General features: G+C 69.9%; 23 protein-coding genes and 1 pseudogene. 12 read left to right on the forward strand and 12 right to left on the reverse strand.

Annotated features, from left to right (window positions below; all coding sequences use genetic code 11):
- Positions 1–97: 97 nt before the first annotated feature.
- Both AC3WLB_RS16045 and AC3WLB_RS16050 read left to right on the forward strand, forming a co-directional pair.
- Positions 98–1,333 carry a Gfo/Idh/MocA family protein gene (locus tag AC3WLB_RS16045; RefSeq protein WP_492507646.1) on the forward strand — a complete coding sequence of 412 codons (1,236 nt, stop codon included), beginning with the start codon at positions 98–100 and terminating at the stop codon, positions 1,331–1,333.
- Between the two features lie 25 nt (positions 1,334–1,358).
- The gene (locus AC3WLB_RS16050) at positions 1,359–2,369 is read left to right on the forward strand and encodes a LacI family DNA-binding transcriptional regulator (protein WP_492507648.1); all 1,011 of its coding nucleotides are present in this window, start codon (positions 1,359–1,361) and stop codon (positions 2,367–2,369) included.
- Positions 2,370–2,434: 65 nt separating this feature from the next.
- Here AC3WLB_RS16050 and AC3WLB_RS16055 read toward each other — a convergent pair whose 3' ends face one another.
- From AC3WLB_RS16055 to AC3WLB_RS16090, 8 genes and pseudogenes are all read right to left on the reverse strand, one after another.
- Positions 2,435–3,655, reverse strand: a complete 1,221-nt coding sequence (locus AC3WLB_RS16055) for a cation:proton antiporter (RefSeq protein ID WP_492507650.1) — start codon at positions 3,653–3,655, stop codon at positions 2,435–2,437.
- Positions 3,656–3,718: 63 nt separating this feature from the next.
- On the reverse strand, positions 3,719–4,234 hold the full coding sequence (locus AC3WLB_RS16060; protein WP_492507652.1) for a COG4705 family protein: 516 nt from the start codon (positions 4,232–4,234) through the stop codon (positions 3,719–3,721).
- A pseudogene (locus tag AC3WLB_RS16065) lies at positions 4,135–4,446 on the reverse strand (COG4705 family protein); the annotation flags it as partial. The pseudogene AC3WLB_RS16065 and the gene AC3WLB_RS16060, both read right to left, overlap by 100 nt.
- Positions 4,447–4,540: 94 nt before the next feature.
- Positions 4,541–5,656 carry a bifunctional 2-methylcitrate synthase/citrate synthase gene (locus tag AC3WLB_RS16070; RefSeq protein ID WP_492507654.1) on the reverse strand — a complete coding sequence of 372 codons (1,116 nt, stop codon included), beginning with the start codon at positions 5,654–5,656 and terminating at the stop codon, positions 4,541–4,543.
- A gap of 48 nt (positions 5,657–5,704) precedes the next feature.
- Positions 5,705–6,610, reverse strand: coding sequence for a methylisocitrate lyase (gene prpB / locus AC3WLB_RS16075; RefSeq protein WP_492507656.1), 906 nt, complete (start codon positions 6,608–6,610; stop codon positions 5,705–5,707).
- The gene (locus AC3WLB_RS16080) at positions 6,610–8,118 is read right to left on the reverse strand and encodes an MmgE/PrpD family protein (RefSeq protein ID WP_492507658.1); all 1,509 of its coding nucleotides are present in this window, start codon (positions 8,116–8,118) and stop codon (positions 6,610–6,612) included. Before AC3WLB_RS16080 ends, prpB begins: the two co-directional genes overlap by 1 nt.
- Positions 8,115–8,807, reverse strand: coding sequence for a GntR family transcriptional regulator (locus AC3WLB_RS16085; RefSeq protein WP_492507660.1), 693 nt, complete (start codon positions 8,805–8,807; stop codon positions 8,115–8,117). The genes AC3WLB_RS16080 and AC3WLB_RS16085 overlap by 4 nt, the downstream gene beginning before the upstream one ends.
- 112 nt (positions 8,808–8,919) lie before the next feature.
- Positions 8,920–10,371 carry an ATP-binding protein gene (locus AC3WLB_RS16090; RefSeq protein ID WP_492507662.1) on the reverse strand — a complete coding sequence of 484 codons (1,452 nt, stop codon included), beginning with the start codon at positions 10,369–10,371 and terminating at the stop codon, positions 8,920–8,922.
- A 101-nt stretch (positions 10,372–10,472) separates the two neighbouring features.
- On the opposite strand from AC3WLB_RS16090, the gene rlmC reads away from it, so the two are divergent.
- The 4 genes from rlmC to AC3WLB_RS16110 all read left to right on the forward strand — a co-directional run bounded on the left by rlmC (position 10,473) and on the right by AC3WLB_RS16110 (position 13,315).
- Positions 10,473–11,600, forward strand: a complete 1,128-nt coding sequence (rlmC, locus tag AC3WLB_RS16095; RefSeq protein WP_492507664.1) for a 23S rRNA (uracil(747)-C(5))-methyltransferase RlmC — start codon at positions 10,473–10,475, stop codon at positions 11,598–11,600.
- A 38-nt stretch (positions 11,601–11,638) separates the two neighbouring features.
- Positions 11,639–12,514: a KPN_02809 family neutral zinc metallopeptidase gene (gene ypfJ, locus AC3WLB_RS16100; protein ID WP_492507666.1), complete on the forward strand. Its 876-nt coding sequence runs from the start codon at positions 11,639–11,641 to the stop codon at positions 12,512–12,514.
- Positions 12,515–12,599: 85 nt separating this feature from the next.
- Positions 12,600–12,929 carry a hypothetical protein gene (locus tag AC3WLB_RS16105; protein ID WP_022896209.1) on the forward strand — a complete coding sequence of 110 codons (330 nt, stop codon included), beginning with the start codon at positions 12,600–12,602 and terminating at the stop codon, positions 12,927–12,929.
- An 89-nt stretch (positions 12,930–13,018) separates the two neighbouring features.
- On the forward strand, positions 13,019–13,315 hold the full coding sequence (locus AC3WLB_RS16110; protein WP_492507668.1) for a Fe-S cluster assembly protein HesB: 297 nt from the start codon (positions 13,019–13,021) through the stop codon (positions 13,313–13,315).
- A 114-nt stretch (positions 13,316–13,429) separates the two neighbouring features.
- On the opposite strand, the gene AC3WLB_RS16115 is transcribed toward AC3WLB_RS16110, so the two are convergent.
- Together AC3WLB_RS16115 and AC3WLB_RS16120 are read right to left on the reverse strand one after the other, a co-directional pair.
- Entirely contained in the window at positions 13,430–13,717 is a 288-nt protein-coding gene (locus tag AC3WLB_RS16115; RefSeq protein WP_492507670.1) for a hypothetical protein, read from the reverse strand.
- A 128-nt stretch (positions 13,718–13,845) separates the two neighbouring features.
- Positions 13,846–14,010, reverse strand: coding sequence for a hypothetical protein (locus AC3WLB_RS16120; RefSeq protein WP_492507672.1), 165 nt, complete (start codon positions 14,008–14,010; stop codon positions 13,846–13,848).
- Between the two features lie 183 nt (positions 14,011–14,193).
- Here AC3WLB_RS16120 and AC3WLB_RS16125 point away from each other — a divergent pair, with 183 nt between their 5' ends.
- Positions 14,194–14,550 carry a hypothetical protein gene (locus tag AC3WLB_RS16125; protein WP_492507674.1) on the forward strand — a complete coding sequence of 119 codons (357 nt, stop codon included), beginning with the start codon at positions 14,194–14,196 and terminating at the stop codon, positions 14,548–14,550.
- A gap of 30 nt (positions 14,551–14,580) precedes the next feature.
- On the opposite strand, the gene AC3WLB_RS16130 is transcribed toward AC3WLB_RS16125, so the two are convergent.
- Positions 14,581–14,889 (reverse strand): hypothetical protein, encoded by a 309-nt coding sequence (locus tag AC3WLB_RS16130; RefSeq protein ID WP_492507676.1) that lies wholly within the window; start codon positions 14,887–14,889, stop codon positions 14,581–14,583.
- Positions 14,890–14,935: 46 nt separating this feature from the next.
- Here AC3WLB_RS16130 and AC3WLB_RS16135 point away from each other — a divergent pair, with 46 nt between their 5' ends.
- From AC3WLB_RS16135 to AC3WLB_RS16145, 3 genes are all read left to right on the forward strand, one after another.
- The gene (locus AC3WLB_RS16135; RefSeq protein WP_492507678.1) at positions 14,936–15,406 is read left to right on the forward strand and encodes an HD domain-containing protein; all 471 of its coding nucleotides are present in this window, start codon (positions 14,936–14,938) and stop codon (positions 15,404–15,406) included.
- A 137-nt stretch (positions 15,407–15,543) separates the two neighbouring features.
- Positions 15,544–16,317: an aquaporin gene (locus tag AC3WLB_RS16140; RefSeq protein WP_022896216.1), complete on the forward strand. Its 774-nt coding sequence runs from the start codon at positions 15,544–15,546 to the stop codon at positions 16,315–16,317.
- A 22-nt stretch (positions 16,318–16,339) separates the two neighbouring features.
- A complete protein-coding gene (locus AC3WLB_RS16145; protein WP_492507680.1) occupies positions 16,340–17,323 on the forward strand; it encodes an aldo/keto reductase in 984 nt (327 codons plus the stop codon).
- 18 nt (positions 17,324–17,341) lie between these two features.
- Here AC3WLB_RS16145 and AC3WLB_RS16150 read toward each other — a convergent pair whose 3' ends face one another.
- Positions 17,342–18,385 carry an NAD(P)-dependent alcohol dehydrogenase gene (locus tag AC3WLB_RS16150; protein WP_492507682.1) on the reverse strand — a complete coding sequence of 348 codons (1,044 nt, stop codon included), beginning with the start codon at positions 18,383–18,385 and terminating at the stop codon, positions 17,342–17,344.
- A 213-nt stretch (positions 18,386–18,598) separates the two neighbouring features.
- Between AC3WLB_RS16150 and AC3WLB_RS16155 the strand changes: the two genes are divergently transcribed.
- Both AC3WLB_RS16155 and AC3WLB_RS16160 read left to right on the forward strand, forming a co-directional pair.
- Positions 18,599–19,585 (forward strand): LacI family DNA-binding transcriptional regulator, encoded by a 987-nt coding sequence (locus tag AC3WLB_RS16155; RefSeq protein ID WP_492507684.1) that lies wholly within the window; start codon positions 18,599–18,601, stop codon positions 19,583–19,585.
- A gap of 82 nt (positions 19,586–19,667) precedes the next feature.
- Positions 19,668–21,560, forward strand: coding sequence for a hypothetical protein (locus tag AC3WLB_RS16160; RefSeq protein WP_492507686.1), 1,893 nt, complete (start codon positions 19,668–19,670; stop codon positions 21,558–21,560).

Consider the following 21,560-nt stretch of genomic DNA (forward strand, 5'->3'; position numbering starts at 1 on the left):
TTTAAGCAACGCGGGTTGCGTCGACCGTCACGCATCTATACGATCGAGGTCAATCGGGCCGGCGGAGTAGCCGGCCCCCGTCACAGTGGAGAGCCCCGTGTCCTTTTCAATCGGATTCGTCGGTGCCGGCCAGTTCGCCGGTCATTTCGCGAGCCTGTTCCGCCTGCATCCCGGGGTGTCGGCCGTGTACGCTACCGATCTCATCCCCGAGCGGGCAGAACGACTTGTCGCCGACCTCGGTCTCGACGGGACCTTCAAGGACTTCGACGCGATGATCCAGTCCGAGGAGGTCGATGCCGTGGCGATCTTCACGCAGCGATGGACCCACGGGGAGATCGCCGTCAAAGCCCTCCGCGCCGGCAAGGACGTCTACTCGGCCGTGCCGATGGCGATCACCCGCGACGAGATCGCGGCCATCATCCAGGCCGTCCGGGAGACCGGGCGGGTCTACATGATGGGCGAGACGAGCTATTACAACCCGGCCGTGGTGTATGCACGCAAGCAGGCCGCGGCGGGCTCGTTCGGCGACATCTTCTACGCCGAGGGCGACTACGTGCACGACATGGATCTCGGCTTCTACGACGCCTACAAGTTCAGCGGGGGCGCGGCCTGGAAGGAGACGGCGAGCTACCCGCCGATGCTGTACCCCACGCACTCCATCGGCGGAGTGCTCGGCGTGCTTCCGGCGCACGCCGTGAGTGTGAGCTGCCTCGGTGTCGTCGATCAGCGCGGCGACGGTGTGTTCGATCGGGCGGTCAGTCGATTCGGCAATGACTTCTCGAACGCGTCGGCGCTGTTCGAGTTGTCCGACGGCGGGGTCATGCGCATCAACGAGATGCGTCGCGTCGGCTACCCGTCGCCCATCCGCGAGTCGCGCTTCCGCTTCTTCGGTACCGAGGGCAGCTTCGAGCAGATCGCCACGGTGAGCGTCTGGCAGGACAAGACCGAGGTGCACGACGTGAGCGCACTGCTCGCGACCCCGGAGACGCTCGCGGCCGATCATCCGAGCCTCGCCGACCTCTCCCCCGCACTGCGGGCGGCGTTCTCCTCCGGGCACGCGCAGGTACACGACGTGCAGCGGCTCCCGTCGTCGTTCGACGGTGCTCCGAACGGACACGAGGGCAGTCACCAATTCCTCGTCGACGACTTCGTTGCGGCGGTGCTGCAGCGCAGCGTCCCGACGGTCAATGCCTGGGTCGCCGCCCGATTCACCCTGCCGGGTATTGTTGCTCATGAATCGGCGGTGAACGGCGGAGTTCGTCTGGTGATCGACGACTTCGGCGAAGCACCCGAGACCGTGGGGGCATCGGTCGACGCACTCCACGAAGGGTGAACGGGAGCCACGAGAGCACGGTGAGATGACAACGCCAATCAACCCGCGCGCGACCCGCAAAGACGTCGCGCGATTCGCGGGGGTGAGCCCTGCCGTCGTCAGCTACGTGCTGAACGGCGGCCCGCGGAGCGTCGCACCGGCCACCCGGCAGCGCGTGCTGCAGGCCATCGAGGTGCTGGGGTACCGCCCGAACCCGATCGCCCGCGCCCTCACCACCCAGAGCACGGGTACCATCGGGTTGCTCATCCCCGACATCGCGAATCCGCTCTTCGCCGAGCTGGCGAACCGCATCGAGGAAGCCGCGAACGCGCAGAGCCTCGGCGTGCTGCTCGCCACCTCGCGTGGCAGTGCTGCGGTCGAGCGTGAGCAGATCCGCAGCCTCGCCGACCGCCGGGTCGACGGGCTGGTCGTGCTCAGCGCGACCTCCGACCCCGACGTGTCGGGCGTCGGCCACACGCCCGTCGTCGTGCTCGACCGCGCTGAGCCCCTTCCCGGACTGAACACCATCGGAGTGGACTACGAAGACGCCGCCGTGCAGGCGGTCGAACATCTCATCGGGCACGGGCACGAGAAGATCGCGTTCATCGGCGGCTCCGACGGCTCGGCCACCACCCGCGCCCGCGAGCGCGGCTGGCTGAAGACGTTGTCCGCCCATGGCCTGCCCGAGGGAGCCAGTGTGCGCAGTGACTACACCCGGCGGGGCGGCTACGAGGCCGCGCAGCGCCTGATGGCGCTCGAAGACCCGCCCACCGCGGTCTTCATCGCGTCCGACCTGCATGCTGTGGGCGCCATGCACGCCCTCAACGAACTGGGGGTGTCGGTGCCGAGCCAGTTGGCCGTGGTGAACTTCGACGGTTCCATCGAGTCGGAGTACACCTGGCCGGCACTCACCGTGATGCGACAGCCGCTAGAAGAGATCGCCGACTCGGCCCTCGCTGCCCTCTCCTCCTCCGACGACGCGGGCACCGCTGGACACCGTGTGCTCCGGGCCCGTCTGGAACTGCGCCGATCCTGCGGCCCCCACCCGACCCGCTGACTGCCCGCCGCCCAGGCCGGCGCGGCCCAGCGCTGCGCCGTCCTGCCCGGCGCGCCTCGGCGGGGTCAGCCCTCGACGGGTACGTGCACGCCCTCGTCGGGCGGCAGGCGCAGACCGCCGAGGGCACGGCGGCGGCGGGAGAGGGCGATGAGGGGGAACAGGAGCACCGAGAGCATCCCGGCTCCCACGAGGGCGGCCGCCGTGCCGGGCTGCAGGATGCCTTCGTCGAGCCCGATGTTGGTGACCGCGACGATGATGGGCAGTCCGGTGGCGCTGAACAGGGCGAGGGCCGCGCGGTCGTTGCCGGAGGCGCCCGGCGGTGCGGTGAGCATCCCGGGCAGACCGCGCACGACGAGGAAGAGCAGGAGGAAGACCGGGAGCAGCAGCAGCGCGTTCGGTGACTGCAGCAGCGCCGTCAGGTCGAAGGTGACGCCCGTGTAGACGAAGAAGATCGGCACCAGGAAACCGAAGGCCACCGCTTCGAGCTTCGACTCGATCGCCTCCTTGTCCTCCGCCGGGGCGCCGGCGAGAAGTACACGGTAGAGCACCCCGGCGGCGAAGGCACCGAGCAGCATGTCGAGGCCGAGCGCGATGCTGAGGCAGACCAGCGCGGCCACGAACAGCAGCACCAGCCGCACGGCGAACTGCCCGCTCGAGTGCCGCGTCGCGGTGATGATGGCGTGCAGCCGCGTGTGCGGGCCGCGCGAGGCGAGCCAGATCGCGAGCCCCGTCAGCACCACGAAGACCACCAGCACGAGCGCCGCCAGCAGCGGCTGACGCCCGCTGAGAAACAGCGAGATCGCGATCAGCGGGCCGAACTCACCGGCCGCTCCCACCGCCGTCACGGCCCGGCCGAACGGGGTCGACAGCTCCCCCGCATCCCGCAGCATCGGCATGATCGTGCCGAGCGCGGTCGAGGTGAGCGCCACCCCGATGAACACGCCCGCTTCGATGGACGGTGCGAGCAGCAACCCCACGATGAGCCCCAGCACGAGCGAGATCACCCAGCCGAGGCTCGCGCGCCCGAGCGGCCGGCCCTTGATGGCGGCGAAGTCGATCTCGTTCCCCGCCATGAAGAACAGCATCGCGAGCCCGAGGTTCGCGAGCACCCCGATGAACTCGTCGGCCGGCACCCAGCCCAGGATGCTCGGCCCCACCACGAGGCCGAGCACGATCTCGAACACCACGAGCGGCACCTTCGCCACCCGCCCCACCGCCGCCGCCACGAGCGGCGCCAGCACCGCGAGCAACGGCACCAGCACCAGCGCGACCGGATTGACCTCCATCCCGTCAGTCTGGCGTACCGGCACCGATTCGGTCGAGCGCGCCCGCACGTGACCGGCGGGCACTCAGCACCAGCACGCAGACCGCGATCGCCACCGCGAGCGCGAGGCTGACCGGCCCGGTTCCGAGCCCCACCCGCCGCGCTCGGGCGGAACTCCCAGCCAATCGGCGAAGGAGGCGCCGAGGGGCCGGGTGAGCACATACGCGGTCCAGAACGCGACCACGCCGTCCAGCCGCAGGAACCGGTACGCCAGCGCCGGCACGCAGATCGCGACGAGGAAGAACAGCCCGGAAGCGAAGTAGCCGAGGCCGAGAACGGTCGCGGTCCAGTCACCCGCGGCGGTACTGAGCGCGAACGTCGTGAGAACGGCGGCCCAGTAGAACGCCTCCCGCCGCGCGGAGTCGATGGCGTGGATGGAAGGGTGCGTTCGCTGACGAACCAGACCGTGAACACCACGGCCAGGGCGAGCGCGAACCCGACGGTCGAGACCTCGTAGGGCACGCCGAACTCGACGTGCACGACATCGGCGGCCATCGTGCCGAAGACGCTGACCAGCACGACCGCGAGCCAGTAGATCCATGGAATGTACCGCCGCGCCCGGAACTGCAGCGCCAGGGCACCCACGAGCAGGAAGAACGCGATCGAGACGCCCACGACGGGATCGATCGTGGTGACGACGAAATCGGAGGTGGTCTCCCCCATCCCCGTCGTCAGGATCTTCGTCACCCAGAACAGCGCGGTGATCTCCGGAACCCGGACAGCGCCACCCGCCCGATCGCGCACTCGCGACATCCGCTCTCCCGTCTACGCGCCGCCCGACGCCCTCACTCGGACTTTAAGCGGCACGACGACACACCGGCTGAGACGGCCCTGGGAGACCGAGCCGTTACGACAGGTGGCGCTCCTCGGGGCCGTTGTAGGCCGACAGGGGGCGGATGAGCGCGTTCGACGCGAGCTGCTCCATGATGTGCGCCGTCCAGCCCGTGATGCGCGCGGCTACGAACAGGGGCGTGAACATCTCGGTGTCGAAGCCCATCAGGTGGTAGGCCGGGCCCGACGGGTAGTCGAGGTTCGGCTTGATGTTCTTGCGCGCCTGCATCGCGTCGTCGAGCGCCGTGTAGAGGTCGAGGAGGTCCTGCCGGTCGTACTCGGCGATGAGGGTGTCGAGCGCCGCCTTCATGGTGGGCACCCGCGAGTCGCCGTTCTTGTAGACGCGGTGGCCGAAGCCCATGATCTTGCGCTTGTTGGCCAGCGCATCCTCGAGCCACGCCTCGGCGGCATCGGCGGAGCCGATCTCGTCGAAGATGTGCATCACGGCCTCGTTGGCCCCGCCGTGCAACGGCCCCTTGAGGGCACCGATCGCCGCGACGACCGCGGAATAGAGGTCAGAGAGCGTCGAGGTCACCACGCGCGCCGTGAAGGTCGACGCGTTGAACGAGTGCTCGGCGTAGAGGATCATCGACACGTCGAACGCGTCGACCACCACGTCCGACGGCACGTCTCCGAACGTCATCCGAAGGAAGTTCGCCGAGAAGCCGAGCGAGGCATCCGGCTCCACCAGCTCCAGCCCACGCCGGCGCCGCTGGTCGTAGGCCACCATCGCCGGGATCTTCGCCAGCAGCGTCACCGACTTCGCCAGGTTTCCCGCGGGCGAGGCGTCCTCCCACCCGGGGTCGAGGGCGCCCACGACGCTCACGGCCGTGCGCAGCACGTCCATCGGATGCGCGCTGAGCGGCAGCTCGTCGATCACCCGCTTCACGGCAGGGTCGAGCGCCCGCTGCGAGCGCTCCGACTCCTCGAACGCGGCCAGCTCGGCGTCGGTCGGCAGCTCGCCGTGCCAGAGCAGGTAGGCCACCTGCTCGAACGAGCAGTTCGCCGCGAGCTCCTGCACCGGGTAACCGCGGTAGAGCAGCGAGTTCGTCTCGGGGTTCACCTTCGAGATCGCGGTGTAGTCCACGACCACCCCGGCGAGGCCCTTCTTGATGTCGGATGAATCGGTCATGTCGTCACTCCTCAGCGAGCGGTCGGTCAGCGGTCGGACTGCGGTCGGTCAGCGTGCCGTCGGCACGTCGAAATTGAAAACGGATGCGTCGAACGAGTTGTACGCCTCATAGTCCAGCAATTCGTACAGTCGCGCACGCGTCTGCATCGTGCTCACCTCGCTCTTCAGCGAACCCTCGGCCACGAGGGTGTCGAGACCGCGCTCGGCCGCGCCCATCGCGATGCGCAGCAGCGACACCGGGAAGATGACGAGGTTCACCCCGACATCCTTCAGCTGCTGCACCGAGAACAACTCGCTCTTGCCGAACTCGGTCATGTTCGCCAGGATCGGCACGTCGACGGCGGCGCGCATCGCCTCGAATTCGGCGAGGTCGGCCATCGCCTCGGGGAAGATGGCGTCGGCCCCGGCATCCACCAGCTGCTTCGCGCGGTCGAGCGCGGCACCCAGCCCCTCGACCCCGCGCACGTCGGTGCGGGCCATGATGAGCAGGTTCGGGTCGCGGCGCGCGTCGGCGGCGGCACGGATGCGCTTCACCGCCGTGTCGGCATCCACCACCGCCTTGCCGTCGAGATGCCCGCAGCGCTTCGGGTTCACCTGGTCTTCGATGTGCAGGCCCGCGATGCCGGCGTCTTCGAGGGTCTGCACGGTGCGGGCCACGTTCATCGGTTCGCCGAACCCGGTGTCGGCATCGATGAGGGTCGGCAGGTTCGTCATGCGCGCGATCTGGCCGCCGCGCCCGGCGACCTCACTGAGGGTGGTGAGGCCGATGTCGGGGAAACCGAGGTCGGCCGCGATGACCGCGCCCGAGATGTAGACGCCCTCGAACCCCTTCTCCTCGATCAGGCGGGCGCTCAGCGGGTTGAAGGCCCCGGGCATCCGGAGCAGCTCACCCGACGACAGGGCCGCGCGGAACGCGGCGCGCTTCTCGGCGGCGGGAATGGCGGAGTACAGCATCAGAACAGCCCCTTCGGCAGCGGGATCGACTCGAGCAGGCCCGGCCGTGCGGTCACGGTGAGGCCCGCGAGCTCGGCGGCGCCGAGCTCGGGCAGCCGCTGCACCAGGGCGAGGAAGCGGGCGATCTCGGCCTCCTCCACCACCCCCTCGGCGAGCGTCTCGAACTTGCGGATGTAGTCGGCGCGGGCGAAGGGCCGAGCACCGAGCGGATGCGCGTCGGCCACCGCGATCTCGTCGACGACGGTCGTTCCGTCGGTGAGCACGATCTCCACCCGGCCGCCGAACGCCTTCTCGGCGGGGTCGGTGGAGTGGTAGCGCCGGGTCCACTCCGGGTCTTCGAGGGTGCGCACCTTGTGCCACAGCTCGACGGTGTCGGGTCGCGCCGCCCGCGCCGGAGCGTAGGAGTCGACGTGGTGCCACGCGCCGTCCTGCAGGGCGACGGTGAAGATGTACGGGATCGAGTGGTCGAGCGTCTCGCGGCTGGCCGTGGGGTCGTACTTCTGCGGGTCGTTGGCACCCGAGCCGATCACGTAGTGCGTGTGGTGGCTGGTGTGGATCGTCACGCTCGCGACGTTCGCCGGGTCGGTGACTTCCGGATGCTCGCGGTTGAGCTTCCTGGCCAGGTCGATCCAGGCCTGCGCCTGGTACTCGGCCGAGTGCTCCTTGGTGTAGGTGTCGAGGATGCCGCGCTTGGCCTCGCCGGCGGCGGGCAGGGGAACGCTGTAACGGGCATCCTTGCCGTCGAGGAGCCAGGCGATCACGCCGTCCTCGCCCTCGTAGATCGGTGTCGGCGAGGTCTGGCCGCGCATCGCCCGGTCGACCGCCTCGACGGCCATCTTGCCGGCGAACGCGGGTGCGTGCGCCTTCCAGGTGGAGATCTCGCCCTTGCGCGACTGGCGCGTGGCGGTGGTGGTGTGCAGCGCTTGGCCGATGGCCTGGAAGATGGTCTCGGTGTCGAGGCCCAACAGCGTGCCGATGCCGGCCGCGGCGCTCGGGCCCAGGTGGGCGACGTGGTCGATCTTGTGCTTGTGCAGGCTGATGGCCTTCACGAGGTCGACCTGGATCTCGTAGCCGGTCGCGATTCCGCGCACGAGCTCGGCACCGGTGCGCCCGGTGTGCTGGGCCACGGCGAGGATGGGCGGGATGTTGTCGCCCGGGTGCGAGTACTCGGCCGCGAGGAAGGTGTCGTGGTAGTCGAGTTCGCGCACGGCGACCCCGTTGGCCCAGGCCGCCCACTCGGGGCTGAACCGGCCCTCCACGCCGAACACGGTGGCGCCGGGGGTGTACGGGTGGTCGAGCGCCTGCGCTCGGGCCGCGATGCCGGGCCCGCGGGTGATCGAGGCGGTGGCCACGGCGGCGTTGTCGATCACGCGGTTGATCACCATCTCGGTGACCTCGTCGCTCACCTCGACCGGGTCGGTGGCGACCTCGGCGATCTTCCAGGCCAGCTGCTCCTCGCGGGGGAGGTTCTCGTCACTCGGGTGCACTCGTACGTCGTGGAGGTTCATCCTGCTGCTTTCTCTGTCGCTGTCGTGCGGTCTGTCAGGGCCGGGTCGCCGTCGAGCGAACCCAGGGTGGATCGGAGGCTGCGGTGCAGATGCACCCGGGTGGCGTCGGCGGCGAGCCGGGCGTCGCCGTCGACGATCGCGTCGACGATGAGCAGGTGCTCGCGCGCCGCCTCGAGCAGCCGCGCCGGGTTGTCGCGGGAGAGGCGGCGGATGCGCACCAGGTGCGTGCGCACCGCCTGCAATGCCGCGACGAGGAACGGGTTGCGCACCGCCTCGTCGACCGCCGCGTCGAAGCGGGCCACGAGGTCGTAGTAGGCGTGCCGACCGGGGTCGGGATCGGCAAGGAGGGCCGGCACCTCGCGGAACTCGTCCTGCAACGCGCGGAACGGGACTGGGTCGCGGCGTCGGGCGGCGAGTTCCGCGGCCTGCGCCTCCAGGGCCTGCCGCAGTTCGAACAGTTCGGTGACGTTGCCGGCCTCGACGGGCGTGACGATGAGACCGCGGCCGCCGAGCGGCTCGACGAGACCGTCGGCGACGAGCCGGGCGAGGGCCTCGCGCACGGGGGTGCGGGAGATGCCGAGCCGGCCCGAGAGCTCGACCTCGGCGAGCACGGCCCCGGGCGGCAGCTCCCACGAGAGGATCTCCTCGCGCAGCACGGCGTACGCCGTGTCGCTCGCCCGCGCCATCATCGGGGCCCCCGCACTGTATACATTACGGTCACTCTACGCCCCATCAGCGCAACCTTCAAGGCGCTGTGTATACACAAGCGTTCGACCGCGAGGGGGTTCAGCGAGTCTCGCGTCAGCGGAGGGGGACGCCGACGTCGACGCCGCCCTCCTCGGTGAGGCGGCCGCGCATCCGCAGCACCGAGGGCGCAGGGACGAAGCCGCCGGCGAACAGCGCCTCGCCCTGGCGGAACCCTGACGAGCGCTCGAGGAGCGCGGCGGGCGCGAAACCGAAGACGCGCGCCAGTTCGGCGAGGTCGACGGGCGAGCTCATCTTCATCAGCGCCAGGTTGTCGCACTGCAACAGGATGCCCGGATGCACCTTTGAGGGGCGCTGCGTCGAGAGCAGCAGCCACAACCCGAACTTGCGCCCCTCGGCGGCGATCTGCACGAGGCGGTCGCGCACGGCTCGGGCGAGCGGGCTGTCGGCGTCAGGCGAGCCGAGGTTGTGCGCCTCGTCGATCACGATGAGCAGCGGCCGGCGCTGCTCGCGCTTGGCCCAGAGGTCGTCGAGCACGGCGAGCGCCACCACGAGGTGCTCGTCGGGGTAGGTGAAACCGCCGATGTCGAGCACGGTGGCATCGGGGCGTTCGTCGAGCGCATCCGTCACCGCCTCGGTGTCGCCCGACCACAGGTTCCAGTCGAGCAGGCGGAGGTTCTCGATGCGGAGCGCGAGAGCGACGGATGCGGGGTCGCCGGCCGCGCGCAACCGCGGCACGATCTGCTCCTGCTGCTCGATGTCGTAGCTCCCCTCGACGTGCATCAGCGCGTTGTACTCGCCGCGGTCGATGAGCGGGTCGATGCCGAGCACCGCCGCCTGCGCGCGCATGTCGAGATCGGTGAAGCGCACGCGGAGCGGGTCGCCGCCGGTGCCCTCCGGGCGGAGGATGCGGATGCGTCGGCTCGCCAACTGCTCGGCCCCGGCTCGGTCGTCGGTGGCGGCCGAGGCCCGCAGCTCGTTCAGCCGCACGAAGTCGGCGTTCGGGTCGAAGATCACCATCGGCAGCCGCGTGGCGACGAGCAGCTGCTCGAGCACGACACCGAGGGCGTAGGTCTTGCCCGATCCGCTCTGGCCGCACCAGAAGGTGTGCCGGTTGAAGCGGCCCGGGATGAGCCGCGCGGCGACCGCCGGCGAATCGTTCAGCCGCCCGATCGGCAGAGTGGCGCCCGCGCCGCTGAAGATGGCGTCGACCACCGGGTCGGCCGCGGCAGTGAGCTCAGCGCTCGCGAACGGCACCGTGGCGCCGTGCCGCACCTGGGCCGCGCCGTCGCCGTCGCCGTCGCCCTCGCTCGCGCGGTCGCTGGGGCCGTCGAGGACGCCGAGCAGCCGCCCGCCACCTTCGATGCGCCCCTCCCGGCTGACCTCGAGCGACTCGATCTGGCCGATGGCGACGGGACCGCCGGGCACGGCGAGCGCGACGAAGCCGCCGGCTGCGAGCGGGCTGCCGCCGGCGCCGGGGCCATCGGCGGCGAGCGCTGCGGCGGTGAAGCGGAAGGTTCGCCCGTCGAGCGACGATGCCTGGGTCATTTGGTCCTCCTCCACACGCTCTGCGCGGCACCAGACTACGGGAGGCACCGCGCCGGCCGCCCGGTCCGGACGCCATCCGCGCCTTCGTAGAATGGGGGCCCATGCAGTGCTCCTACTTCGATGCCGGGCTGTGCCGCTCATGCACCCGCATGGGGGAGCCCTACGGCGCGCAGCTCGCCGCGAAGGATGCGCGCTGCCGCGAGCTGCTGCACGAGTTCGGGCCGGCCGAATGGCTGCCGCCCGTCGCGAGCGCCGAGGCGGGCTACCGCAACAAGGCGAAGATGGTCGTCGGCGGCACCGTCGACCGGCCGACCCTGGGAATCCTGGACGGGCGGGGGCAGGGCGTCGACCTGCGGCACTGCGGCATCGTGGCGCCGGGCATCCGGGCGGTGCTTCCGGCACTGGCCGAGTTCCTCTCCCGCGCCGGGCTCGAGCCCTACGACGTGCCGAACCGCCGCGGCGAGGCGAAGCACGTGCTCGTGACGGAGTCACCCGACGGCGAGTTGATGGTGCGCTTCGTGGTGCGCACCGATGCGTCGGTCGAGCGCATCCGCTCGCACCTGCCGGGGCTGCTGCACGCGGTGCCGCGGGCCGCGGTGGTGTCGGTGAACCTGCTGCCGGAGCACAAGGCGGTGCTGGAGGGCGCGCGCGAGGTGGTGCTCACCGAGCGCCAGACGCTCACCATGCGGCTCGGCGACGTGGCGCTGCACCTGCGGCCGCAGAGCTTCTTCCAGACCAACACGGCTGTGGCCGCTGCCCTCTACGACCAGGCGCGGGAGTGGGTGACGGCGGCGGCGCCGAGTTCGGTCTGGGACCTGTACTGCGGCGTCGGCGGATTCGCACTGCACGTCGCCGCGCCCGGTCGCCGGGTACTGGGCGTGGAGACGAGCGCCGACGCGGTGGTCAGTGCGCGGTTGAGCGCGGCGGAGGCGGGCCTGGCCGGCGTGACGTTCGAGGTCGGCGACGCCACCGCCGCCCTCGGCGACTCGGCGGTGCCCGACCCGGAACTCGTCATCGTGAACCCGCCGCGGCGGGGCATCGGCGCCGAGCTCGCGGCCCGGCTCGACGCATCCGCCACCCGCACGCTGATCTACTCGAGCTGCAACCCCGTCTCCCTCGCACGAGACCTCGCGGCGCTCCCCTCCTTCCGCGTGCGCCGCGCCCGGGTGCTCGACATGTTCCCGCAGACCGATCACCTCGAAGTCATCACCTTGCTCGAGCGCCGCTGACCTGTGCGGCGCAGCGCCTTCGCAGTAGCGTCAGGCGCATGACCTTCAACGACAATTCGAGGATCGACTCGGGCAAGGTCTCCAAGCGCGGCCGCAACATCGCCATCGGTGGCGGTGGTGGGGCCATCGTGGTGGTGGGCTTGTTCATCCTCTCCCAGGTGCTCGGGGTCGACCTCACGGGTCTGGCCGGCGGCGCGAGTCAGGGCACGCAGAACGAGCAGACGCTCGACTGCAAGACCGGTGCCGACGCCAACGCCAGCACAGACTGTCTCATGGTCGGAGCCGCCACCTCGCTCGACGACTACTGGACCGACACTGCACCCTCGCTCGGCATCCAGTACCGGTCGCCGAGCGACTTCGTGCTGTTCGAGCAGTCGACGAGCACCGGCTGCGGCCAGGCCTCGAGCGCGACCGGACCGTTCTACTGCCCGCCCGACGAGACGCTCTACGTCGACACCTCGTTCTTCGACGAACTGCGCACCCGGTTCGGCGCCTCGGGCGGCACGCTCTCGCAGATGTACGTGGTGGCGCACGAGTGGGGGCACCACATCCAGCAGCTGGCGGGCATCCTGGGCAGCACCGACCACACCGACACCGGGCCGGCCTCCGACTCGGTGCGCACCGAGCTGCAGGCCGACTGCTTCGCCGGCTCCTGGGTGGGCGCGGCGTCGACCATCAAGGACGAGAACGGCGTCACCTTCCTCGAACCCGTCACGAGCAGTCAGATCGCGGATGCGCTCAACGCGGCATCGGTGATCGGCGACGACCGCATCCAGCAGCAGAGCTCGGGCCAGATCGATCCCGAGAGCTGGACGCACGGTTCGAGCGCCTCGCGGCAGCACTGGTTCGAGGCGGGCCTCTCCGGCGGACCAGGGGCGTGCGACACGTTCTCCGTGCCCGCCTCAGGGCTCTGAGCCGACGCCCCCGGCTCGCACCGGATGCCGGCGGATGCTGAGCCGGACTCGATTGGCCCGCGCCCGGCGACGTGCCTAGGCTCGAATGGTGAGCACGAACGAGCACCTGCCGCGGGGGCGAGCCAGCCTCGAGGTGCTGCGCGCCGAGGCGGCCGACGAGCTGGCCACCATCGTGCACGAGCGGCTGCTCGCCGGCGAAGACCCGTGGGAGTTCATGGAGGAGCTGCCGACCGTCGACGAACTCGTCGTCTACCTGCTGCGGGCCGACAACATCAACGAGAACGGTGGGCGGCTGCCGGGGTCGGCGCGCGACTACCGGGTCCTGCGCCAGATCGCGCTCGAGCATCCGGGACTGACCCGCGCGGTGTGGCGGCTGATCGGCGTGGAGGGCGCGCATCCGGCCAGTTCCGTGTGACGTGTGAAGAACCGCAAAGGCACCTGAATCGGGGTTGATCGGTGCCGCGAGAGCGAGCAGGGTGGGGAACTCCAACGAAAGGAGAGCCCATGCTCACCCTCACCGAGAACGCCGGCGTCGTTGTGAAGAACCTCGCCGACCGCACCCTCGCAGCCTCAGGCGACGCCGGGACGGTCGCCGCAGGCGGCCTGCGCATCGCGACCGCCGAGAGCAACAATTTCGAGGTGTCGGTCGCGCCGCAGCCGCAGCCGGCCGATCAGGTCGTGGAGAGTTCAGGCGCGCGCGTCTACCTCGAGCCGGGTGCCGCCGACGCGCTGAGCGACAAGGTGCTCGACGCGCAGGTCGACGAGAACGGCTCAGTGCACTTCAGTCTCGGGGTGCAGTAGTCGGTTCGCACCCGTCGGCACGCGATGTGCCCGCCCCGTCGAACCCTCCGCGTGTGGGGGGCGGCGGGGCTTTCGCGTGTCAGCGGCGTCTCGGCGGGCGCATCGGCCTGCGTCTCAGCGGCGGAAGGCGCCGATGAGCCGCTGCCAGGGCGAGGGCTTCGTGATGGCGGCGCCGAACAGGCCGCTCGTGAGCTCCGGCAGCGGCGCGCCGCCGAGGGCGGCCGCCGGCGCGAGTTCTTGCACCTGCACGTGCTCGGTGAGCAGCACGGTCGTGGCCTCGGGGCGGGTAATCGCGGCACCGCCGTCACTCGAGGCGGGACGGCCGCTTTCGATCCAGCCGAGATACGCGGCGTAGGGATCGCTCGAATTCAGATCGGCGACTGCGGCAGGCTGGATGGCCACGCTACGGCGGTAGTGTCGGCCCATCCCAATCCTCCTCTGAGAATCGTCCCGCGTTCGGGGGGTTTGCGCACCCCCTTGCGCAATTCGTTACCTCTTCGTTTCATGTGGACACCGCGGCACGGGCGGGGTCAGGCGGACAGGAGCAGCAACTCCTCGTGCTCGATGATGTCGATGCGCACCACCACGCCGTCGCCCCGGCACTCGATGCACAGCCCCACCACGTCGTCGAAGAAGGCCTGCATCGGGTCGGCGCCCGAGCCCTCACACCGCTCGCAGATCTCTGTGTTCTCCATGTGGCCCATTGTGCGCCGCACCACCGACATTGGAAGCGCCCACGCCGCGCAGGCCCGTATCGTCAGCCGTTTGCGACCCCCGGATGGGGAGTGGTCCCCATCGCAGAAAGCCATCCGTTCGCCTACCCTCGACGAACGACACAGGACAGGCACCACACAGCAGACGACGTGAACGAGGATACGATGCGACAGCCGACCGACGCCGAGACCGATGAACCCACACTCGACGACCTGTTGTGGGAGCTCGATGTCACGACCGCCCGCTCCGAGCCCGCGGCGGCCGTTTCGGCGGGCGCGGCACGCGACGGCTCGCGACCGCGCCGCGAGCCCAAGGCGCCGAAGGCACCCGAGCCGGGCCGAGCCCCCCGTCCGGCGAAGCGCGTCGCGGCGGCGAAGGCGTCCAAGCGCGGACGCTTCCACCGGCCAGAACTCCAGTCGCCGTGGGAGCGGATCGCGGGCAACCGGGTGGTGCAGATCGTGAGCGGGGCCGTGCTCGTGGGGGGAACGGCGACCCTCGTCGTGGTGGCGCTCGGCCGCTGAGCGGCCTGCTCGCGCCGACCGAGCGGGGCGTCACAGGTGCGGGACGGCCGTCACGATCGCGGCCGTCATCGCCTCGAACCCCATGTCACGCACCACGAAGAGGTTCGTGAACGACATGACATCGACCGGACCGGCCCCCTCTCGCCAGGTCGCGACCAGTCGATGGACCGCCTCGGCGGTGGCCACGCGAACCTGCCACGAGCGGCCGTCGTCGAGCACGATCACCGCGCTGACGTCGACGATCTGCTCGACATCGACGAGATCCGGGCCGAGCAAGTACTCGATGTAGCCCCCCTCGATGTCGACCCGCATCCAATAAGCACCGCTCGGAGTCGTCATGAAGCTGACTATACCTCAGGTATGATTGTGGGTGGGAGGACAGCCGATGGATGACGAGGCCGGCACGGCATTCGAGCGCGCGGTGTCTGTTGCGCGTCACTTTCACGAGGATCAACGGGACAAGGCGGGCCGACCCTACATCGAGCATCCGCTCGCGGTCGCCGCGTTCCTCGACGACGACGGCGATCGGATCGTGGCCGTTCTGCACGACGTCCTCGAAGACACGGACTGCCCACCGGGTCTCATCGCCGAGGCGTTCGGGGCCGGCGTGCTCGACGACGTCGTGGCGCTGACACATCGGGCAGGCGAGCCGCGGCGGGATTACCTCGACCGGATCGCCGCCCGCGGCGGGCGGGCCGTTCGGGTGAAGTGCGCCGACATCCGGCACAACACGCAGCCGGCGCGCCTGGCTGCGCTTGATCGACCGACTCGCCACCGGCTCCTCGCGAAGTACCGCGAAAGCGCGGCCGCGCTGGGCACCACGCTCGAGGAGATCCACGCCGGGCCCGGGCACTGACGGCATCCGGCGACACACGTCGGGTGCGGCATCCACAGCAAACACTCAGCCGGTAGTGTTGGGTGGTCGCGCCGCCGTCTGCCGCGCCGGATGGCCGAGGCCATCCCTCTTCTCCCCGTCGACGATCGGATGGAACCATGTCGTATCCCGCTGCCCCCGAACCCGCTGAGCCGTCGCTCGCCGCGAAACTCATCGCCGAACTGGCGGGCACCTTCCTGCTCGTGTTCGCGCTCGTCGGCGCGGCGACCTTCTCGGCCGTGTTCGGCGGCGAGACCAACCCGCTCGGCATCGGCTTCCTCGGAGTGGCGCTCACCCTCGGGCTCACCGTCATGATCGGCGCCTACGCCTTCGGCCCGCTCTCCGGCGGTCACTTCAACCCGGCCGTCACGCTCGGCCTGGCCGCCGCTGGCCGCTTCGCCTGGAAGGACACGCTCGGGTACATCGTGGCGCAGCTCGTGGGCGGTTTCCTCGGCGCGACGGCGGTGTTCGCGCTCGCCTCGGGCGGCCCCGACGGCTTCCTCGACAAGGCGGTGGCCGGCGGATTCGTCTCGAACGGCTTCGGTGAACTCTCCCCCGGCGGTTTCGGCATCGGCTCGGCCATCGCCGCCGAGATCATCGCGACCTTCCTGTTCCTGCTGGTCATCCTCAGCGTCACCCACACCCGCGCGGTCCACGGGTTCGCGCCGATCGCCATCGGCTTCACGCTCACGATCATGCTGCTCGTCACCATCCCGATCGACAACGCCTCGCTCAACCCGGCGCGCTCGCTCGCGACGGCCATCTACGGCGGCGGCGACTGGCTGGCCCAGCTCTGGGTGTTCATCGTCTTCCCCATCGTGGGCGCGCTGATCGCGGGCTTCAGCTACAAGTTCCTCTTCGACTCGGTGAAGAAGCTCCCCGCCCAGAGCTGAGCCACCGGGCTACAGTCGAGAGATGACCGACGACGCGGACGAGGGCGAGGGCATCGCCTCGAGGCTCGGCCTCGGCCTCGCCGCCGTCGGCCGGCCCGCCTACATCACCTCGGGGCGTGAGCGCGATCTCGGCGCAGGTTCCGAGCGCAGCGTCGACGCGTTGCGGGAGCGTGCGCACGCGCTGCTCGAGGCGGCATGGTGGCTGGGCATCCGGTACGTCGATGCGGCACGCTCGTACGGCCTGGCCGAGGAGTTCCTCGGGTCGTGGCTCGCCGAGCATCCGGGTCGGCGCGACGAGCTGACCATCGGGTCGAAGTGGGGCTACGACTACGTCGGCGACTGGCGGCTGGATGCGCCGACGCACGAACGCAAAGAGCACAGCCTCGCGATGTTCGAGCGTCAATGGCCCGAGTCGCTCGCCGCACTCGGCACCGCCCCGGACGTATACCTCGTGCACTCGCTGACGCCCGAGAACCCGGTGTTCGGTGACCGCGCGCTGCTCGACCGCCTCCGTGAGCTCGCGGCGAGCGGGGTGCGCGTGGGCTTCTCGACCAGCGGACCGCAGCAGGCCACGGTGATCGAACGGATGCTCGACCTCCCTGATTCGCCCTTCTCGGCCGTGCAGTGCACCTGGAACCTGCTCGAACCCTCCGCCGCAGCCGCGCTCGAACGCGCCAACGACGCGCGGTGGCTTGTGGTGGTGAAGGAGGTGCTCGCCAACGGCCGGCTCACCGGGGAGGCAGCGGCCATCGCCGGAGCAGTCGCGCCCGAAGCCGCCGCCGCGGCCCTCGCCGCGCAGGACGGCCAGCCGCTGGAGGGCCTCGCCATCGGCGCGGCGGTGGCGCATCCGTGGGCCGACATCGTGCTCTCGGGCGCGGTCACGCGCAAGCAGTTGCGCCAGAACGCCACCGCGAAAGCACCCCGGGTGAGCGATGAACGCCTCGCGAGCCTGGCGCTCCCGCCCCAGCAGTACTGGGCGGAGCGCGCCGCGCGCGACTGGGCCTGACGCGCCCTGCCGGGCAGCCTACGCCAGCGTGGCGATGTCGATCACGAAGCGGTACCGCACATCCGACCGGAGCACGCGCTCGTAGGCCTCGTTGATGTCAGCGGCGGCGATCAGCTCGATGTCGGGCACGATGCCGTGCTCGGCGCAGAAGTCGAGCATCTCCTGGGTCTCGCGGATGCCCCCGATGGTCGATCCGGCGAACGAACGACGGTTGGCGAACAGCGTGAACACCTGGATCGGCAACGCCTCGGGCGGTGCGCCGACGTTCACCATCGTGCCGTCGAGGGCGAGCAACCGGAGGTAGGCCTCGAGGTCGAGTTCGGCGCTCACGGTGTTGACGATGAGGTCGAAGGAGTTCGCCAGGGTCTCGAAGGTGGCCGGATCGCCGGTGGCGAAGTAGTAGTCGGCGCCGAGGCGCAGGCCGTCGTCCCGCTTGGCGAGGGTCTGCGAGAGCACCGTCACTTCGGCACCCATGGCGTGCGCGATCTTCACCGCCATGTGGCCGAGACCGCCGAGGCCGACGACGGCGACCTTGGTGCCGGGGCCCGCCTTCCAGTGCGCCAGCGGCGAGTAGGTCGTGATGCCGGCGCACAGCAGCGGCGCGACCGACTCGTACGGCAGACTCTCGGGCACGCGCAGCACGAAGTCCTCGTCGACGACGATGTGGGTGGAGTAGCCGCCCTGGGTGATGGTGCCGTCGCGGTCGACCGACGCGTAGGTGCCGGTGTTGCCCTTCAGGCAGTACTGCTCCACCCCGGCGAGGCAGTTCGCGCACTCTCGGCAGGAGTTCACCATGCAGCCCACGCCCACGCGGTCGCCCACGCGGTGCCGGGTGACTTCGGAGCCCACCTCGGCGACCACACCGACGATCTCGTGACCCACGGTGAGCGGGTACTGCTGGGCACCCCACTCCCCTCGAACGGTGTGGATGTCGGAGTGGCAGATGCCCGCGTACGCGATCTCGATCAGCACGTCCTTCGGGCCGGGCTCGCGGCGCTCGATGGTGGTGCGGACCAGAGGCTCGGTGGCGGAGGGGGCGGCGTAGGCGGCGACAGTTCTCATCCCTCCCATTCAACCCTGTCGCGGGACGTGCTGGGTGTCGCCTGGGACGGGGCGCGGCGCAGGATGCCGAGCACGCAGTATTCGACAACTCCCTTGCGGAGTTGCGCTCCGACATCCGTTACCCTGCAATGCAGCATATGCTGCCATGCACGATACAGCGACCTAACGCTCGCCCGAGCCGCCGCGTGCCAGACTTGGCGCGGAGGAACAACGATGGCCACACCCACGATGAACGACGTCGCTCGTGAGGCGGGAGTCGCGCTCAAGACCGTGTCGCGCTTCGTCAACGGCGAGACGAACATCAACCCCGCCATGGCCGCCCGCATCGCCGACGCCATCACGACACTCGGCTACCGCCGCAACCTCGCCGCCGCGAGCATCCGGCCCGGCTGGACCAGCAAGACCCTCGGGCTGATCATCAGCGACCTCGCCAACCCCTACTACTCCGTGCTGACGCGAGCGATCGAGAGCTACGCCCGCGAGCGCGGCTACCTGGTCATCAGTGCGAGCTCCGACGAGAACGGCGAACAGCACGACCGGCTCGTCGACCGGTTGATGGAGCAGCGCATCGACGCCCTCATCGTGGTGCCGCCTCGCGACGCCGGGCGGGACTGGAGCAGCGTGCGGCCGCCGATTCCGCCGCTGGTGTTCCTCGACCGGCCGGTCGACTTCGCGGCCGCCGACGTCATCCTGGCAGACAACACGGGCGGGGCGCGGAGCGCGGTGGCCGAACTCCTCCGCAACGGCGCCCGGCGGGTGGCGTTCGTCGGCGACGACCTCTCCATCTACACGATGCACGAGCGCCACCGGGGCTACCTCGAGGCCCTCGCGGAGGCCGGGATCGCAGTGGACGAGACCATCGTTGCGACCACGGCCCATTCGAGCGAGCAGGCCGCCGCGCTGGTGACCGAACTGCTCCGGGACGGGCGCGCCGACGCCGTCTTCGCGGCCAACAACCGATCCTCGGTCGGCGCGCTGCTCGCTTTCGGCACCGAGGGCAGGGTCCCCCTCATCGGGTTCGACGATTTCGAGGCCGCCCAGCTGGGCGTGCCCGCGGTGTCGGTGGTGAGCCAGGACATCCCCGAGATGGGCCGCCTCGCCGCCCAGATCGTCTTCGAGCGTCTGGCCGGCGAGGGCGGGGAACCCCGCACGCGCATCCTGCCCACCCGCCTCGAGCTGCGCGGTTCCGAGCGCCCGTAACCCCGATCTGGTTGACATTTCGCGGCTGATGCGTTTGATTAGGTGAAACAACGTTGTTTGACCGAGGCGAAGGAGCCGCAGGATGCGCAGAAGGACGTTTCTCGGAGGGGCGGTCGCAGCGGCGTCACTCGCGGCGATCGGCCGGGGCGCATTCGGGCAGCCGCTCGCCGCTCAGGCCGCGACCCGCACGGTGGACTTCGACGCCTTCCCCCTCCGGTTCGATCACCTGAACTGGCAGCTGCAGTCGGTGCACACACTGAGCGGGTCGACCGTCTCCGGCTTCACCTACGGCTCGGGCACCGGGGCGGGTCAGCGCACCGATCAGCACGGCGTCACCTGGCCGTCGACCAGCTACTACGACGCCGTCCTCGGCGCGGGCGGCTTCGCCGCGGTGAACAGCTGGCCGATGAAGACCATCGTGCTCTACGCCACCGAGAGGTCCGGCGGCTGGCAGGCGAACGGCTGGAACCCGTATCAGGATCTCGCGGAGGGCGCGACCTGCGTCGACGACTCGGCACGTACGGCCGTCGCACTCGCCACCGACTACCTGCTGAACGGCACCGCCGCGTCGTACACGACCGCGGGGGCCATCCTGACCTTCCTCTGCTACATGACGACGATGGAAGGTAAGGTCTACAACTTCGCCTGGCTGGATGCGCCGGCACTGTACGCCTGGGACCCGATGCAGTCGCAGAACAAGCACTACATGTACCGCTGCGAGTTCGTGCGCCGAACGCAGTATCCACCGCTCGGCGCGGGCGGCTCCAAGGCGACATGGTCGGATTTCGCGGCCGACCCCACCCACATCATCACGAGCGGCGGGGCTCCCGTGAGGGCGGATCCGTTCATGGCCCACCAGCCGTACACGGTGGCGATGGACGACCTCCAATCGACCTCGGGCGCCGACATCGCCCCCGTCTACACCGGCCCGCTGTACAGCGGCGCGACCGGTGGGCCCACCGGGAGCCTGGCCGGCATCAAGAAGGACTGGACGACGAGCACGCACAACCTGGGCGGCGACGACGCCCGCCTGCTCTGGGCACTCGCGCTCGGTCTGCAGATGATGCAGAAGCGCGCATCCGTCACCCCGCTGACCGCGGACGAGAACGTCTTCGTCGCCTTCCTCCGCAACCACCTCGACCGGGTGCTCGGGAACGTGACGCAGTACGACCTCGGCACGCTCGACAACCGGCTCGCGAGCATCTTCGTGATCGGCTACGTCGAGACCTATCGTGTGCTGAGCGACCCTGCGATGAAGGCGACCGTCTACGCGAAGATCGACCAAGGGATCAATCGCGTCGTCGCCAAGCAGTTCCGCTCGAGCGACTGGCGTGACGGCATCTTCATCGACGACGCGGTCGCCGGTGAGTGGCAGGCTTGGGGCCAGCACCAGATCTACGCGCTCAGCAAGGCGTACCGCCTGAAGCGGGACCTCGGTCAGTCGGCGGCGGCCCTTGACGGCTTCCTCGACATCATCACCTACTCGGCGGACAGCTATTACGGTGAGCAGGCCTATCACTACAAGGACACGACCGCGGGCTACAGCCGCACCCGCGAACGCATCACGGCGATCAGCGGATGGGCGGCCTCCTTCCACACGAACAGCTCGCAGTCGATCTACCAGGACTCGCCGATCGTCGGCGGCCTGCTCGAACTGGCCGCGGCCTGGGAGCAGTCCACCCGGACGGACAAGGCGACCCGGGCGGCCGATTACCGTCGATACGCGAAGATCGTGGCCACCTGGTTCATCGGCAACAACTCCGCGTTGCAGCCGCTGTACACCGGCAACGCGGGCTCGGGCGCCTACGAGGGGCGCGGTGCCATGCTCGACGGCATCGACGTGGTCGGGGGCGTTCCCACCCGCAAGGGCGATGCCGGCGGGGAATCGACCGCGGAGGGGCTCTGGGCGATGATCCTGATCAAGAACGCCATCGCGAGCTACTCGCTCGGCAGCACCTTCAGCTTCGACGCCTGA

This window comes from Herbiconiux sp. FW305-C-125 (assembly GCF_058783455.1).